General features: G+C 67.0%; 16 protein-coding genes. 14 read left to right on the plus strand and 2 right to left on the minus strand.

The annotated features are described in order from the left end of the window. Window positions 1–18: 18 nt before the first annotated feature. Window positions 19–717: a ThuA domain-containing protein gene (locus AC3ANU_RS01920; protein WP_488315362.1), complete on the plus strand. Its 699-nt coding sequence runs from the start codon at window positions 19–21 to the stop codon at window positions 715–717. Then, entirely contained in the window at window positions 702–1817 is a 1116-nt protein-coding gene (locus AC3ANU_RS01925; protein ID WP_018770395.1) for a Gfo/Idh/MocA family protein, read from the plus strand. Before AC3ANU_RS01920 ends, AC3ANU_RS01925 begins: the two co-directional genes overlap by 16 nt. A gap of 38 nt (window positions 1818–1855) precedes the next feature. Here the strand turns inward: AC3ANU_RS01925 and AC3ANU_RS01930 are convergent, their stop codons facing one another. Further along, on the minus strand, window positions 1856–3007 hold the full coding sequence (locus AC3ANU_RS01930; protein ID WP_488315363.1) for a GGDEF domain-containing protein: 1152 nt from the start codon (window positions 3005–3007) through the stop codon (window positions 1856–1858). Window positions 3008–3118: 111 nt separating this feature from the next. Between AC3ANU_RS01930 and AC3ANU_RS01935 the strand changes: the two genes are divergently transcribed. The 9 genes from AC3ANU_RS01935 (at window position 3119) to AC3ANU_RS01975 (ending at window position 12581) form a co-directional block, all read left to right on the plus strand. After that, window positions 3119–3391 (plus strand): zinc-ribbon domain-containing protein, encoded by a 273-nt coding sequence (locus AC3ANU_RS01935; protein ID WP_488315364.1) that lies wholly within the window; start codon window positions 3119–3121, stop codon window positions 3389–3391. A gap of 263 nt (window positions 3392–3654) precedes the next feature. Next, entirely contained in the window at window positions 3655–4836 is a 1182-nt protein-coding gene (gene rsgA, locus AC3ANU_RS01940; RefSeq protein WP_056389614.1) for a ribosome small subunit-dependent GTPase A, read from the plus strand. A gap of 44 nt (window positions 4837–4880) precedes the next feature. Next, window positions 4881–5591, plus strand: coding sequence for an alpha/beta fold hydrolase (locus tag AC3ANU_RS01945; RefSeq protein WP_056389617.1), 711 nt, complete (start codon window positions 4881–4883; stop codon window positions 5589–5591). 47 nt (window positions 5592–5638) lie between these two features. Beyond that, a complete protein-coding gene (locus AC3ANU_RS01950; protein ID WP_488315365.1) occupies window positions 5639–6742 on the plus strand; it encodes an agmatine deiminase family protein in 1104 nt (367 codons plus the stop codon). Next, window positions 6739–8535 carry an amidase gene (locus AC3ANU_RS01955; protein WP_488315366.1) on the plus strand — a complete coding sequence of 599 codons (1797 nt, stop codon included), beginning with the start codon at window positions 6739–6741 and terminating at the stop codon, window positions 8533–8535. Before AC3ANU_RS01950 ends, AC3ANU_RS01955 begins: the two co-directional genes overlap by 4 nt. A 182-nt stretch (window positions 8536–8717) precedes the next feature. Continuing rightward, the gene (locus tag AC3ANU_RS01960) at window positions 8718–9626 is read left to right on the plus strand and encodes a pentapeptide repeat-containing protein (RefSeq protein ID WP_488315367.1); all 909 of its coding nucleotides are present in this window, start codon (window positions 8718–8720) and stop codon (window positions 9624–9626) included. A 59-nt stretch (window positions 9627–9685) separates the two neighbouring features. Next, window positions 9686–10936 (plus strand): D-arabinono-1,4-lactone oxidase, encoded by a 1251-nt coding sequence (locus AC3ANU_RS01965; protein ID WP_488316010.1) that lies wholly within the window; start codon window positions 9686–9688, stop codon window positions 10934–10936. A gap of 22 nt (window positions 10937–10958) precedes the next feature. Further along, window positions 10959–11303 (plus strand): hypothetical protein, encoded by a 345-nt coding sequence (locus tag AC3ANU_RS01970; protein ID WP_488315368.1) that lies wholly within the window; start codon window positions 10959–10961, stop codon window positions 11301–11303. A gap of 117 nt (window positions 11304–11420) precedes the next feature. Next, window positions 11421–12581 (plus strand): baeRF2 domain-containing protein, encoded by a 1161-nt coding sequence (locus AC3ANU_RS01975; protein WP_488315369.1) that lies wholly within the window; start codon window positions 11421–11423, stop codon window positions 12579–12581. A gap of 118 nt (window positions 12582–12699) precedes the next feature. On the opposite strand, the gene AC3ANU_RS01980 is transcribed toward AC3ANU_RS01975, so the two are convergent. Next, entirely contained in the window at window positions 12700–13239 is a 540-nt protein-coding gene (locus AC3ANU_RS01980) for a MarR family winged helix-turn-helix transcriptional regulator (RefSeq protein ID WP_018770406.1), read from the minus strand. A gap of 274 nt (window positions 13240–13513) precedes the next feature. Between AC3ANU_RS01980 and AC3ANU_RS01985 the strand changes: the two genes are divergently transcribed. From AC3ANU_RS01985 to AC3ANU_RS01995, 3 genes are read left to right on the plus strand one after another with little or no spacing between them, the layout of a single operon-like run. Then, complete coding sequence (locus AC3ANU_RS01985) at window positions 13514–14410, plus strand: hypothetical protein (RefSeq protein WP_488316011.1); 897 nt, start codon at window positions 13514–13516, stop codon at window positions 14408–14410. Further along, entirely contained in the window at window positions 14410–14841 is a 432-nt protein-coding gene (locus AC3ANU_RS01990) for a phage holin family protein (RefSeq protein ID WP_026265945.1), read from the plus strand. Before AC3ANU_RS01985 ends, AC3ANU_RS01990 begins: the two co-directional genes overlap by 1 nt. After that, window positions 14838–15500, plus strand: coding sequence for a DUF3618 domain-containing protein (locus tag AC3ANU_RS01995; protein WP_488315370.1), 663 nt, complete (start codon window positions 14838–14840; stop codon window positions 15498–15500). Before AC3ANU_RS01990 ends, AC3ANU_RS01995 begins: the two co-directional genes overlap by 4 nt. The last annotated feature ends 83 nt before the right edge of the window (window positions 15501–15583 follow it).

Below are 15583 nucleotides of genomic sequence, written 5' to 3' on the forward strand. Positions count from 1 at the left end.
CCAAACAAAGGAAATTCAATGACAGAACGAAAGAATGCACTGGTGGTCCGCGGCGGCTGGGACGGCCACCAGCCCTACGAGGCCACCGAGCTCTTCATTCCCTATCTCAGAGACAACGGCTATGACGTCCGGGTGGAGGAATCCCCCAAGGTCTACGCCGACGCCGCCTATATGGCCGGTGTGGACCTGATCATGCAGTGCATGACCATGTCCACCATCGAAAAGGACGAGTTCGCCGGACTGCGGGCCGCCGTGGAGAACGGCACCGGCCTGGCCGGCTGGCACGGTGGAATCGCCGATTCCTACCGGAACACCTCCGACTACCTGCACCTGATCGGCGGCCAGTTCGCCTGCCACCCTGGCAAGCACCCGGATGAGTGCATCGGCGAGCAGTCGGACAACTACGTGCCCTATACCGTCAACATGCTGCCCGCGGCCGCCGAACACCCCATCACCCGGGGCATCCAGGACTTCGACCTGGTCACCGAGCAGTACTGGGTCCTCTCCGACGACTACATCGATGTCCTGGCCACCACCACCCAGAAGGTCCGTGAATGGGACCCATGGAACCGTGAAGTGACCTCCCCCGCCATCTGGACCCGCCAGTGGGGCAAGGGCCGCATCTTCGTCGCCACCCCCGGCCATCGGGTCGAAATCCTCCAGGACACCAATGTCCGCACCATCATCGAAAGGGGCCTGCTGTGGGCAAGCCGTTGAAAGTCGGAATCATTGGCTGCGGAGCCATCATCGCGCAGTACCTGGCGAACTTCCGCAAACTCAGCCAGATCGACCTGGTGGCCGTGGCGGACCTGGACCCCGCACGTGCCCAGGCCGTGGCGGATGGCTACGAAGGTGTCCGCGCCATCTCCGTGGAGGAACTCCTCGCCGCGGACGACGTCGAACTTGTCCTGAACCTGACCATCCCCGCCGCCCACGCCGAGGTGGCACTGAAGGCCATCGCCGCCGGAAAGAGCGTCTACGGCGAGAAGCCCCTTGCTGCCACGACTGAGGAGGCGCGCCAGGTGCTGGACGCGGCACGCGAGGCCGGCGTCGCCGTCGGCTGCGCTCCTGACACCGTACTGGGCACCGGCATCCAGACCGCCCGCAAGGCGATCGACGACGGGCTGGTCGGCGCCCCCATCTCGGCGTCGGCAACCATGGTGACCCCAGGCCACGAGCGCTGGCACCCGAACCCGGACTTCTACTACCAGCCCGGCGGCGGCCCGCTGCTGGACATGGGTCCCTACTACGTCACCGCCCTGGTGACCCTGCTGGGTCCGGTCGTCTCCGTGATGGGCGCGGCCAGCCACACCCGGAATGAGCGCACCATCGGCTCGGGGCCGCGCCAGGGCGAGAAAGTGCCGGTCACCATCGACTCCCACGTGACCGGCGTCCTGGTCCACGCCTCCGGTGCGCTGTCCACCCTCTTCATGAGCTTCGATGCCGTGAAGTCGAAGTCGCCCAACATCGAGATCCATGGCGAGCGCGGTTCCCTGGTGGTGCCGGATCCGAACCACTTTGACGGCGACGTCCAGCTGTTCTCCCTCGGCGCCGAGGACTGGGAGACCCTTCCCGCCTCCGCAGGGTACGTCGACGCCGGACGCGGGTTCGGCATCGCGGACCTTGCCGCCACCCCGCAAGGCAAGGAGCCCAGGGCGGGTGGCGCACTTGCCTTCCACGTCCTGGAAGTCATGGAATCCGTCCTCAAAGCCGCACGCAGCGGCATGACGGTCGGCATCCGGAGCACGGTGGAGCGTCCGGAAAGCGTGGCCCTCACCGTCCTGGCCGAACAGGCGGACGCGCTCCAGTCCCAGTAGCCGGCTGTCCGGAACCGTGCCGCTTTGTGGCAGTAAAGCTACCGCAGCCCGTCGCTGCGGGCGGCGCGGTTCCGGCCCAGCGATTTGGCCCGGTACAGGGCGGCATCCGCTGCGGCGATAAGTTGGTCAACATCGGAGGTCACGCCGTTGTAAGTGGAAATGCCGTAACTCGCGGTGGGCATCTCCATGCCGCCCGGCGTGTCCGCGCCGGCCATGCGCCTGCTGATCTCCTCGGCAATCGTCTCGGCCCGTTCGGCGCTTGCTCCAGGAACCAGGATGACGAACTCTTCCCCGCCGTACCTCCCCGTCAGATCTGTGGAGCGCACGGTGGCAGCGCACGCGTCGGCGAAGGCCTGCAGCGCCAGGTCGCCGGCGGCATGCCCATAGGTGTCGTTGACAGTCTTGAAGTGGTCAAGGTCGGCAAGGATCAGGGCTCCCGAGCCGCCGGTGATGGTGCGGTCGGCCAACTGCTCGGTGGCCAGGTCCAGGAAGGCCTTGCGGTTCAGGAGCCCGGTGAGGTCGTCGCGGCTGGCCACCACGCGCAGGGCACGCGTCTGCTGTTCGGTGCTCAAGGCCGCCATGCTGAAGGACACCACCACCAGCAGGACCATGGTCACCAGGGTGGTGATGGCGGACCCAAAAACGGTGACGAAGACAGGCCCGTTCTGGCCCTCCACCAGGAACGCCAGCCACCGGAAGAAGTAGAAGACACTGAGCCCTCCGGCCGCCACAGCCATGGGGATCCGGACCCGCGAATACCCGGGCTCAAGGCGCCAGAGCTCACGGGACGCCAATCCGACGGTCAGGCTCATGGCGGCGAGGAACACCGTGCCGCCGGACCAGGTGTTGGTGGCGGGTTGGTCCAGCAGGGAGGCCACCAGGGTGACCAAGGGAATGCCGGTAAAGGCCCACCTGGGAGGCCGTACGGTCCGCAGGGAGCGCGCCCCGGCCCACACTGCAACGCCGCCGTGCACCAGCAGGGTGTTTCCCAGGGGGTTGGCCCACACCTGATGCACTGTGCCGTCAAACAGGAAGCAGCCTGATCCGGCCAGGAAGAACAGCAGGGCACCGCACCACCAGGCGCTGTATGGCGAACGCGTCAGCCGGTAGGCGGAAAAGTAGAAGAGAACCACCAGGACCAGGGCCATGAGGCCGAAAGCGATGCGCAGGGTCGCCGTGTCCAGAACCATGTGCCAGAAGTCCCCCCAGAAGGCCCGATGTTGCCCAGCACAGTATGGCATCCACGCACACCGTACAGAAGCGTCCGTACCCCTGAAGGACAGCCGTCAAACTCGCCTAGGGTGGCAGGTACCACCCAGGCAATGAAAGGCCCGCCCATGCTCCTCCTTTTCGGCTTCAAGACCGTCCACAAGGCCCTGCCGGGCCGGACGGCAACCTGCCAGCACTGCGGCGCCTTCGTCCACCATGCCCTGGACGAACAGTCCACCAAGTTCACGCTGTTCTTCATCCCTGTCCTCACGGTGTCCCGGAAATACCTGATCACCTGCACCAACTGCGGCTACGCTTCGTCCATCAGCGGACGGCAGAAGCGGGCGCAGGAACTTCGGCGGTAGCACGCGGCAATCCCCTGCGGAAGATGCCAACCTCTAGCCTCCGGCGTTGGCGGCCGCTAAAGTGGGAGACGGTCCCGCCCCGCCGCTTCCGGCAGGAGGACGGGAAACCGCATAAGGGAATGGAGGTGGTTTTGATGACTGCAGTTGCCGCGCGCCCTGGGCGCCCCGCATCCATCACACCCACCATCCCTCCCGGCTGCCTTCGCGGTTCCTGACGCTGCGCATCCACCCGCACTGCACCGGGGACAGCCCAAGGAACCACAGTGCATACTTCTTCAGGCAACCCCCTGGACACCACCAACACCACAGAAACAGACAGCGCTGCTGGCACTCGTCCGCTGCCCGGCCCCTCCGCATACGGCTACACGCCCGCCGTTGCCGGCTATTTCGATCAGCATCCCTGTCCGCCGGCAACTGAACGGGGCCGGGTGGTCCGCGTGGACCGCACCCTGCTGCTCGTTGCGGTCCATGACGGTCTCCTCCACCTGCCCTACCCGCTCTCGGGCGAGCCGGCCGTCACCGGAGACTGGGTCTGGATCGGCCCCAACCGGGGCGGCGACCGGCAAATCTTGGCCGTCCTCCCCCGCCGCTCGGAACTCAGCCGCAAACGTGCCTTCGAGGATTCGTCCGCCGCGCAGGTCCTGGCCGCGAACATGGACACCGTGGGCGTGGTGGTGCCCGTGGACCGGCCCCTCACACACAACCGGTTGGAACGCACCCTCGTCGCCGCATGGGATTCCGGCGCCACCCCCCTGGTGATCATCACCAAGGCGGACCTGGCCGAGGTGGCGGACGACGTCGTCGGAAAAGTTATCCTTCAGGCGGCGGGCGTGGAGGTGGTCACCACATCCGCCGAAAACGGCGACGGCATCGACGAACTGATGGCACGGATTCCGCCGGGCGGAACCATCGTGCTGCTGGGACCGTCCGGTGCCGGCAAATCCACCTTGATCAATGCCCTGGTGGGCCGCGACGTCCAGCAGACCGCCGAAGTGCGGTCCGGAGACTTCAAGGGCAAGCACACCACCACCGTCCGCGAGCTGGTCCCGCTGTCCAACGGGACGGTGCTGATGGACACTCCCGGCGTGCGCGGATTTGGCCTGTTCGATGCCGGGGACGGCCTGGACGGGATGTTCGGCGACGTCGAGGAACTGGCTGCCGGCTGCCGGTTCGCTGACTGCTCACACGGGAGCGAGCCTGGCTGCGCCGTCCGCGAAGCAATCGACACCGGTGTCCTGGCCGCGCGCCGCTGGAACTCGTATCTGAAGATGCAGCGGGAACTGGCGGCGCTGGCGCGCCGCTCCGATGTCGCCGCCCAGCGCGCCTACCACCGGGAGTGGCACCAGAAGGTGGTTTCGGCGGGGAAGTCGCAACGCTGGGCTGAGCGCGAGGCCTCCGAACGCGGAAGCCGGAACGGAGACAAGGACCGGAAGCGCAAGCGGTAGGAGAACGCCTATTCCGTGTCATGGGTGGGGAGTAGGGTTCGGTCATGGACATCATCCTGGTACCCGGTTTCTGGTTGGACGCCTCGTCATGGGAGGGGGTAACACCTGCCCTGGAAGCAGCCGGGCACCGCCCCCATCCCCTCACGCTTCCCGGCAAGGACTCGGTGGATGCCAGCCGCGCAGGCATCAGCCTGCAGGACCATATCAATGCGGTGGTGGAGGTCCTGGACGGGCTGCCGGGCAGGGTGGTCCTGGTGGGCCACTCCGGCGGCGGGGCAATCATTCACGGGGTAGTGGATGCGCGGCCGGACAGGGTGGAACGCGCCATCTACGTGGACAGCGGGCCGCTGGCTGACGGCAGCGTCATCAACGACCAGTTGCCTGCCCACGGGGACGACGTCCCGCTGCCGCCCTGGCAGAGTTTTGACGACGCCGAACTGGTGGACCTCAACGACCGGCTGCGCCAGTCATTCCGCGCCCGCGCCGTTCCCGAACCCCGCGGCGTGGCGTACGGCAGGCAGCGCCTGCATGACGGGCGCCGCTACGACGTTCCCGCCACCGTCATCTCGTGCGGGTTCCCCTCGGCCATGCTCCGGGAGTGGATCGCGGCAAACCATCCTTTTGTGGCGGAGCTGGCCAAGGTGCGGGACGTGGAATTCATCGACCTGCCCACCGGGCACTGGCCGCAGTTCACCAAACCGGACCAACTGGCCCAGGCCATCCTGTCGGCGGTGGACCGGACAGGCAGGGACTGAAACGAAATACTCTTGCGCGCTGCCAGTACGGTCCCCATAATAAATGAATGGCATTCATTTATTATACCGCAGTCCGGGACAGCGCCGCCCCTGACCACGTATCCACCGGCACCGCAGGCCACATGCCCGCAGAGTGGGAGGCCCACCAGCGCACGTGGATGGCGTTTCCACCACCCAACGACACCTTCGGCCCCCTAGGCAGCCCCACCCTTGACCGGGCCCGGGCCGCCTGGACCACGGTGGCCCAGACCATCGCCCGGCACGAGCCCGTGACGGTGGTGGCTGACCCCAGGGACGCCACGGCCGCACGGGAATGGCTCGGCAGCGGCATCGACGTCGTGGAGGTCCCGCTCGATGACGCCTGGCTGCGGGACAGTGGCCCCACGTTCGTGCACCAGCCCAACGGCGCACTGGCAGCCGTCGACTGGATCTTCAATGGATGGGGGGCCCAGGAGTGGGCGGCGTGGGCCAAGGACCAGGACGTTGCCCGGACTGTTGCAATAGGCACTGGAGTTCCCGTCTGGCCGAGCCCCTTGGTGAATGAGGGCGGCGGGTTCCATGTGGACGGCGAAGGGACCGTCCTGCTCACCGAAACGGTCCAATTGGATCCCCGCCGCAATCCCGGCGCCACCAAGGAATCGGTTGAAGCAGAAGTCCACGCCGCCCTGGGCACCACCAAAGCCATCTGGCTTCCACGCGGACTGACCCGGGATTACGACGAATTCGGCACACGGGGACACGTGGACATCGTGGCAGCCTTCGCCGGCGCCGGCACCATCCTGCTGCACCGCCAGGACGATCCCGCCCACCCCGACCATGCCGTCTACCTGCAGCTGAAGGCCGTCCTCGCGGGCCAGCTGGATGCCAAGGGCCGGCCGCTGCGCATTATCGACGTCCCGGCACCCACGGTGTTGCGCGATGCTGATGGCTGGGTGGATTGGTCCTACATCAACCACTACGTCGGCAACGACGTGGTGGTGCTGTGCAGCTTTGACGATCCCAACGACACCATCGCCGCGGGGATCCTGGAACGCGCGTATCCGGGCAGGACCGTGGAACTGGTGGATGCCAGGGACATCTTCGCTTTCGGCGGCGGCATCCACTGCATCACGCAGCAGCAGCCGGCTGCCAAGGATGGAGGCACACTGTGAAGCTCGCCGAAACGCAGGTTCCGCTGCCGGTGGGGCAGACGTTCGACGTCGTGGAGGCCGGCATCGCACAGCTGCGCGCCGCCCTCGACTCCGGCCAGGTCACCAGCGAGGAACTGGTCCGTCTCTACCTTGACCGCATCGAGAAGTATGACTCGCACGGCATACGCCTCAACGCCCTCGTCGTGATGAACCCGGACGCAGTTGCCGAAGCACAGGCGTCAGACCGGCGCCGCGCTGCCGGCTTCACCCTGGGACCCCTCGACGGTATCCCCTACACGGCTAAGGACAGCTACCAGGTAAAGGGGCTTACCGTAGCCGCGGGCTCACCGGCCTTCAAGGACCTGGTGGCACAGCGGGATGCCTTCACCATCGAACGGCTGCGGGCAGGCGGGGCGGTCCTGATCGGGCTCACCAACATGCCGCCCATGGCCAACGGAGGTATGCAGCGCGGCGTATATGGCCGGGCGGAGAGCCCCTACAACGCGGAATACCTCACCGCCGCCTTCGCCTCCGGATCATCCAACGGCTCCGGTACCGCCACGGCCGCCAGCTTCGCGGCATTCGGCCTCGCCGAGGAAACCTGGTCCTCGGGGCGGGCACCGGCGTCGAACAATGCCCTGTGCGCCTACACACCCTCGCGCGGCATCATCTCCGTACGTGGCAACTGGCCCCTGGTACCCCCCATGGACGTGGTGGTGCCGCACACCCGCACCATGGCGGACCTGCTGGAGGTCCTGGATGTGGTGGTGGCGGATGACGCCGAGGCCCGCGGGGATTTCTGGCGCGTCCAGCCGTGGATCCCGCTGCCCAAGGCATCCGCCGTCCGCCCGCCGTCGTACGTTGGCCTCGCGGTCCGGGACGCTTCGGCGGCCGCGGGCGTGCTCGCGGGACAAAGGCTTGGCATCCCCCGGATGTACATCAATGCCGATCCCGCCGCCGGTACGGCCGAAGCACCTGGCATCGGCGGTCCCACGGGGCAACGGATCGAGACGCGCGGGTCCATCCTGGACCTCTGGAACGCGGCGCGGCGTGCTCTGGAAGCCGCGGGCGCGGAAGTGGTGGAAGTGGACTTCCCCGTGGTGTCCAACTATGAGGGCGACCGGCCCGGTTCGCCCACCATCGCCACCCGCGGACTGGTGTCGCCGGAGTATCTGCGGCGGGAGATCGTGGACCTGTCGGCCTGGGCGTGGCATGACTTTCTCGACGCCAACGGCGACCCGCGGCTGAACCGCCTTGCCGACGTCGACGGTTCCGCGATCTTCCCCGCCCCCCAGGGCGCGCTGCCGGACCGCTACGACGGGTTCGACGACGACATCGCCGACTATCCTTCCTGGATCCGCGACAACGGGGTTCCCGTCCTGGCCGACATTCCGCACCTGCCCGAAGGCCTGGCGGGACTTGAGGAAACCCGCCGGGTGGACCTGGAGGAATGGATGGACCGGCTGGGACTGGATGCCGTGGTGTTCCCGGCGGCGGCCGACGTGGCACCTGCCGACGCGGATACCAATGAACGCTCGGCGGACATCGCCTGGCGCAATGGCGTCTGGGTGGCCAATGGAAACCTGGTACCCCGCCACCTCGGCATCCCCACTGTCACGGTTCCGATGGGCATCGCTGCGGATATCGCGATGCCCGTTGGCCTCACCATCGCCGGCCGCGCCTACAGTGACACCCACGTGCTGCGGCTGGCCGCGGCCTTCGAAGCCACCGGGAGCCGCCGCGTTCCACCGCCGCGCACCACGCCCACAGGAAAAGCCTCAGGAAAGGGCACGGTAAACACGAACAGCGACTGACCATTCCCGCCCGATGCGGATATTCTGGACGCAGTGATTCTCCTTCATTGCCTTTGATGTCCAGCCGTCCGCAGTTCCCGTCATTCCCGGCAGGAACGGTGATTCCGCGTGCCACGGATGGGAACCCACCATGGGTTCCCCTCCGTCCCGCGCCCCTACCGGAACCACCCTCGGGAGCAATCATGAAACCCACCAACCCTCCTTCCGCCGCCACCCCCACCGGCCCGGCCGCCCTCCGGCCTGACTGTTCGCAGTGCTTTGCTCTGTGCTGCACGGCTTTCGGGTTCACCCGCTCGGCCGACTTCGCCATCGACAAACCGCCCGCCACGCCATGCCCCAACCTGGCGCCGGACTTCTCCTGCACCATCCATGACCGGCTCCGGCCCCGCGGGTTTGCGGGCTGCACGGTTTTCGACTGCTTCGGCGCAGGCCAGGCAGTCAGCCAGCGGCTGTTCAGGGGCATCAGCTGGCGGGAAGACCCGGAATCGGCGCCGGACATGTTCGCCGCCTTTAAAGTCCTGCGCCAATTGCACGAGATGCTGTGGCTCCTGGCCCAGGCTGGGGCGAAAGCCTACGGCCCGGATACCGCGGAGGATGTCCGCCGCTTGCAGGCGAAGGTCAGGGCAGTTGCAGCGGGCGCCCTTGAGGAGGTCCTCGCAGCCGACATCGCATCCCTGCACCTCCAGGTGGGCGGCGCACTCCGCGAGGTCAGTGAGGAGGTCCGCGCGGGCTACTTCGGCGCCGGCCCCTCCGGCGACGATCCGCGCCTGGTCCACCTGGCGCCGGGCGCCGACCTCGCGGGAGCAAACCTGCGCGGCCTGCCGCTGTGCGCTGCGGACCTTCGCGGTGCCTGCCTGATCGCCGCGGACCTCCGGGGCGCCGACCTGACGGCAGCGGACCTCCTTGGTGCCGACCTGCGGGATGCAAAGCTCGACGACGCCGACCTCACCGGGGCGCTCTTCCTCACCCAGGCGCAAATCACCGCGGCCCACGGCAGCGCTTCCACCCTCCTCCCCGCCGGGCTTGAGCAGCCCGGGCACTGGCATGCTGCCGCTCCTGCGGCCCCCGCCCGTTCCGTGGAAGCGCCTTGACAGCGAAGATTGTTAGCGCTGACAGTTGGAGGAAACCGATGTCAAACGAAAGCCACCCGATGAAGAACTGGGCAGGAAACCTCGAATACTCCTCCGCGGACGTGCGGCGGCCGGAATCCGTAGCGGAGCTGGCGGACATCGTGGCGGACTCGCCGCGGGTCAAGGCCCTGGGCTCCCGGCACTCCTTTAACCGGGTGGGCGACACTGACGGCGTCCACATCCTCCTCGATGCCCTGCCGCAGCAGGTGGAACTGGATGCCGGGCGGGGAACCGTGCGGGTCAGCGGCGGAGTGAGCTACGGGGCACTGTGCCGGACCTTGGAGGAGTCCGGGGTTGCCATCCACAACCTGGCCTCGCTGCCGCACATTTCGGTAGCCGGTGCGGTCCAGACCGGCACGCACGGCTCCGGGGTGGACAACCCGTCCCTCGCCGGCGCCGTGGAATCCATCGACCTGGTGCGGGCCTCGGGCGAGCAGGTGACACTTACCCGGGCGGACGGCGATGAGTTCCTTGCCAGCGTGGTGGGCATCGGCGCCCTGGGCATCGTCACCGGACTGGAACTGGCGGTCCGTCCCAGCTTCACAGTGCGCCAGCGTGTCCTGGAGGACCTTCCCTGGGACAACGCCCTGTCGGATTTCACCGCCATCGTCTCCAGCGCCTACAGCGTGAGCCTGTTTACGGACTACGCCGGCGACCGGATCAACCAGGTCTGGCTCAAAGCACTCGACGGGGAGCAACCACCCGCCAACCTGTTTGGTGCCACCGCCGCCCTCCGTCCCCGGCACCCGCTGCCGGACATGTCCGCCGAGAATTGCACTGCACAGCTGAACGAACCCGGGCCTTGGCTGGACCGGCTGCCGCACTTCCGGCACGAGTTCACTCCCAGCAACGGGGACGAACTGCAAAGCGAATTCATCCTTCCCCTGGAGCACGCCCCCGCCGCCCTCCAGGCAGTCCGCGGGCTGGCCGGCCAACTTGCACCCCTGCTCTTCGTCTCGGAGATCCGCACCGGAGCCGCCGACGAGTTCTGGCTCAGCCCTTTCTACCGCCAGCAGAGCGTTGCCCTGCACTTCACCTGGAAACCGCTGCAGCCGGAGGTGGAAGCCTTCCTCCCACTCCTGGAAGACGCCCTCCGGCCCTTCGGGGCGCGCCCGCACTGGGGCAAACTGTTCACCGCGGACGCCCATGACTGGGAAAAGCTGTACCCGCGCTTCGCCGACTTCCGTTCCTTTGCCGCCGGGCACGACCCGGAGGGCAAGTTCCGGAACGGACTCCTGGACAGCATCCTCGGCGTCCCGGCCCGCCGGTAGGCACCGCCGGTACGCTTGAGGCATGACCTTCCGCGCCGCCCTCGTTACTGCCGCCTCCCTGTCCACCGCCCTGTTGCTGCTGACCGGATGTGGCGGGGTGGAGGAGGCTGCGGGCAATGCCGCCAGCGATGCCGCATCCAAAGTTGCCTCCGCCGCCGCACAGGAAGTCAACCGGCAAATCTGCGCGGTGGTGCAGGACGGCCTGGTCAGCGTGGAGGACCGACAGGCGCTGGCCGGGCTCGTCTCGGCGGCACGCACGGCAGGGGTACCGGCGGAAATTACGACGCCGTTGGGCCAGATCGCCGAAGCCGGAGACCAGGTGCCGGCAGACTCAGTCCGGGCCTTGAAGGACGCCTGCCAGGCCTGACGGACGGGCTGACTGTCGGGGGGCCGGAAGACCCTTCAGCCGCCTCTTCCCCGGTGCTAGCGTGAAGTGACGAACCAATAAGCCTGTGACACCACGTCACGCGCGAAGGAGATCGTCATGGCAGAACGCGGCAATACCACCCACGGTTCCAGCCTGAAGGCATACGCGGACCTGTACCGCCTGCCCGGCCCCTGGTGCACAGCCTACGTGGATGCCGGAACCGGAACAGTGGACAGCCTGGAAGCCGGCGACGTCCGGGCCGGAAACACCCGCGCCCAGCTCGAGGCCCAGGGAGCAACGTCCGCTGACATCGACGCCATGGAACAGGCCCTCACGCCCGCAACGGGGATGCCCTCCCCCGTGTCCAGGTTCGTGCTGGTCCACGGCGGGAAAGCCGAACTCAACGAGGTGCTCCCGGGCCGGCTGGTCCTGCCGGAGAGGATGGTCGTCGAGCCCGTCCCGGACCTGCTCCCGCTGCTGAAACACCAGCCCGAAGAGTTTCCGTACGTTGTGGCCGAGGTCAGCCGCGAACATGGGGAAATCCGGTTGTACCGTGCCGGGGCGGGTGCCCCTGCCAGCGTCCGGGAGGTGGAGGGCGAGTCCGAACACATTCACAAATTCCATGGCGGCGGCTGGTCGGAGCTGCGGTTCCAGCACCACACCGAGGACGTGTGGCGCCGGAACGCCGACGAAGTGGCGGGCGAAATAGACAGGGTGGCCAGTGCGGGCGGCGCCCGGCTGATTGTTCTCGCCGGCGATATCCGCGCCCGCGGGCTGGTCAGGGAAAACCTCTCCGAGGCCGGCAGGGCACTGTTGTCGGAGGTCGGTTCCCACACGCACACTGCCGGGGCGGACAGCGCCAACCTGGAGGACCAGGTCAGCCAGCGGGTGGCGGAGGTCTGGGCTGAAGAACAGCAGGCGGTCATGGACAGGCTGGCAGTCCAGGAGGGCCAGGCAAATCCGGAAGCGGCCCACGGGGCGGGAGCTGTGGTCCACGCGCTCCAGCAGGGACAGGTTGAGGTCCTGATCCTTGATGACGCCGCCCTGTCCCGGCGGACCATGCTGGCCTTGGATGCCGAACCGTGGATCGCCACGGCCAAAGAGGAAGCCCTGGCGGCAGGAATACTTGGCGAAGTTCCGGCCCATGCCGCCCTGTTGCGGGCAGCTGCCCTGACTGACGCCCGCGTTCTCCTGGTCCCTGGACCTGTCCTGCCGGAGGGCGTGGACGTGGCGGCACTGCTCCGCTGGTCCCCGGGCCCGGGCGTCCCGTCGTCGTAATCAGCCTATGCAGCCCACCTGGTGCAAGGGGGACTGCTGGAGGAGGAACGGGAAGCCGAAGGTTGGACAAAACAGTGGCCGGTCCGAAAGGTCCGGCCACTGCTTTTTAGACTTCCCGTCAATTCTGGCGGGGCTGGTCCCATCCCCGCAGGCCGCCCGCACGCCCGGCCTGCGGCCGGTGACCGTGCGCGGCCCGGTGTTCGGGAGGGGCAAACGGAACCACGCCGGTGTCGTGGCTGAGCGGTGCGGCGCGGACAAACTTTGTCAGCTCCTCGCGGAGTGCCTTCCATGCGATGTCCGGATCGTCAGGATAGGCCTTGACCTCTGCCTCCCGCGCCGCTTCAACGGCGGCAACACCGGCATCGGTGAGTTCCACTTTCAGCTGCCTTCGGTCTGTGGCATGGCGCATCCTGGTGATGAGTCCTGTGGATTCAAGCCGGGTCAGGACACGGCCCAACGTCTGGCTTTGGACCCTGATCGCGTCGGCAAGCTGTTCCTGGTTCAGTGGGCCCCCCATCAGGCCTTCCAATGCAATAACAGCGGCACGGGTGAGGCCAAGGGGGGCCAGTGCATCGTCCTGCCGCCGCTGGATCAGCCGTGCCGCCAGAGTGATCAGGCGGTAGCTGCTCCGGGCGTCCGGATCGAGATTGCTGGTCATCGGCCGCAGCCTTCCTGTAGGTGGCGAAAGTGCTGGTCACCATGCGTCGCTACACCCCTACAATAAGCATGCTTAGCAACACATTCGCAAGTAGGCTTACTAACCGCCCACCTTCACGCCCTTGCATAGGCGCAGCCATTGGAAGCTGAACACCACTACCCCTTGCAATCGAAATGGGAAGTGTGCTTAGTATCTAATTAGTAACCTTGCTTACTAAGTTGCCAGCACTGCTGGTTCTTGTTCGCCAGCTAACCCTTTCTGAAAGAGAGCGATGATGACAGAGAACCAATGGCCCCAGACACCACACACCCCCGCCGCCCCCGGTGTTGCCGATCCGTACGGCGCAACGGAAACAGCGCCCCAGCATGACTCCTACACGGGGGTTTCAACCGATTCCTCCAAGTCGCAGGCAGCCAAGGAAGAGGCTTCCAACGTTGCTGGTGAAGCCGCATCAGCCGCCCAGAATGTAGCGGAGACCGCCAAGGGCGAGGCCGCGAATGTTGCCCACGAGGCCAAGCTCAATGCCCAGGACCTGCTCCACCAGGCCAAGTCGGGCCTGACCACCCAGGCCGGCACGCAGCAGCAGAAGGCCGCCGAGGGCATCCGCAACATTTCCAGCCAGCTGCACAGCATGGCCAGCGCCCCGGACCAGCAGGGCATGGCCAGCGACCTTGTCCGGCAGGCAGCTGAGCGGACCTCCTCCATCGCGTCCTGGCTGGAGAACCGGGAACCCGGCGACCTCCTGACCGAGGTCCAGCGGTACGCCCGCAACAATCCCGGCACGTTCCTGCTCCTCGCCGCCGGCGCCGGTGTCCTTGCCGGACGCCTCACCCGCGGCCTCACCGCAGGCGCGCCCGACTCGCAGGGGCAGGTCCAGGCTTCGGGCCAGCACCGCGCGGCGCAGACACCCCCGGCAGTGCAGTCACCGGTAGCGCCGCTGCGGCAGGAGACCGTGTACGCCGCCGGCAACGATGACCTCTTCAATGAGCCCACCGTCACAGGCGCAACCCCGGTATCCACCAGCACGCTTCCCTCGGGTACCGCGGAGGAAACCCCGCTCCGGTTCGACGACGACCCCTACCCGGCCGAAAACGGCGTGTACACCGGTGACGAGGCGTTCGGCACCGAGGGAACCTCCGGGACTGGCCGCCGCGGCACGGGTGGCCTGTAATGAGTAGCCAGATTCCGGAAATGCCGCCGAGTGCGGCGCATGTGAAAGCGGACAACGCGTCCCTGGGCGAGCTGCTGGGCGACGTGACCCGGGACCTGTCCACCCTGATGCGCCAGGAAGTGGAACTGGCCAAGGCCGAACTCAAACAATCCACCTCCCGCGCAGGGAAAGGCGCCGGCATGCTCGCCGGCGCCGGCGTCGGCGGACACTTCGTCCTGCTTTTCCTCTCCCTGGCTCTGATGTGGGCGCTGGGCGCCATCATGCCCCTGGGCTGGTCCGCACTGATCGTCGCCGTCATCTGGGCCATCATCGCCGCTGTCCTGGCCTCCATCGGCCGCAAGGAACTTAAGCAGATCAAAGGCCTGCCCCAAACCGGGGAAACCCTCTCAGAAATTCCCCCAACCCTAAAACCAGGTGAGGTAAACCGATGAGCGAAAACCCTGACGTCATCCGCGCAGACATAGAAGCCACCCGGGCACGCCTGGGCACCAACGTGGACGCCGTGGCAGACAAGGTCACCCCGTCCAACATCGTCCACCGCCAAACCGACAAGGTCAAAGACGCCGTCACCGGCGTCAAGGAGAAAATCATGGGCGCCGCAGACAACGCCACCACCAAGGTCCACGACACCACCGCCACCGGCGCCGGACACACCACCAACGCCATGCACACCGCCGGCGACAGCCTCCACCAGGCAGGCGACACCGTCTCGACCAAACTCAGCGACGCCGGCCACGCCGTCTCCGCCGCCCCGGACCAGGTCAAAGCCAAAACCGCCGGCAACCCCCTCGCCGCCGGCCTGATCGCCTTCGGCGCCGGACTCCTGGTCTCCTCGCTGATCCCGGCAAGCCAGAAGGAACGCGAAGCCGCGGACCAGCTCAAAACCGCAGCCCAGCCCCTGGCAACCCAGGTCACCGACGCCGCCAAAACCATGGCCCAGGACCTCAAGGAACCAGCCCAGGAAGCCATGGAAAACGTCAAAGCCACCGCCACCGACGCCGCCCAAAACGTCAAACTCGAAGGCCAACAAGCCGCCACCGACGTCAAAGACCGCGCCACCGACGCCAAAGACCACGTCCAAAACACGTAACCCGCGTGGGTATCCACGTACGAAAGCAAAACCGGCTCCGCATCCCACGGGCCGGCTTTGCCGTTGCCGGGCCTGGACTCCTG

Source organism: Arthrobacter sp. SDR-2R (assembly GCF_057747955.1).

Coding starts and splice junctions, on each gene's coding strand:
- AC3ANU_RS01975 (WP_488315369.1), top strand. CDS start 11,421: ATGGCAGAACGCGGCAATACCACCCACGGTTCCAGCCTGAAGGCATAC.
- AC3ANU_RS01970 (WP_488315368.1), top strand. CDS start 10,959: ATGACCTTCCGCGCCGCCCTCGTTACTGCCGCCTCCCTGTCCACCGCC.
- AC3ANU_RS01995 (WP_488315370.1), top strand. CDS start 14,838: ATGAGCGAAAACCCTGACGTCATCCGCGCAGACATAGAAGCCACCCGG.
- AC3ANU_RS01990 (WP_026265945.1), top strand. CDS start 14,410: ATGAGTAGCCAGATTCCGGAAATGCCGCCGAGTGCGGCGCATGTGAAA.
- AC3ANU_RS01980 (WP_018770406.1), bottom strand. CDS start 13,239: ATGACCAGCAATCTCGATCCGGACGCCCGGAGCAGCTACCGCCTGATC.
- AC3ANU_RS01960 (WP_488315367.1), top strand. CDS start 8,718: ATGAAACCCACCAACCCTCCTTCCGCCGCCACCCCCACCGGCCCGGCC.
- AC3ANU_RS01950 (WP_488315365.1), top strand. CDS start 5,639: ATGGCATTCATTTATTATACCGCAGTCCGGGACAGCGCCGCCCCTGAC.
- AC3ANU_RS01985 (WP_488316011.1), top strand. CDS start 13,514: ATGACAGAGAACCAATGGCCCCAGACACCACACACCCCCGCCGCCCCC.
- AC3ANU_RS01920 (WP_488315362.1), top strand. CDS start 19: ATGACAGAACGAAAGAATGCACTGGTGGTCCGCGGCGGCTGGGACGGC.
- AC3ANU_RS01930 (WP_488315363.1), bottom strand. CDS start 3,007: ATGGTTCTGGACACGGCGACCCTGCGCATCGCTTTCGGCCTCATGGCC.
- AC3ANU_RS01965 (WP_488316010.1), top strand. CDS start 9,686: ATGAAGAACTGGGCAGGAAACCTCGAATACTCCTCCGCGGACGTGCGG.
- AC3ANU_RS01945 (WP_056389617.1), top strand. CDS start 4,881: ATGGACATCATCCTGGTACCCGGTTTCTGGTTGGACGCCTCGTCATGG.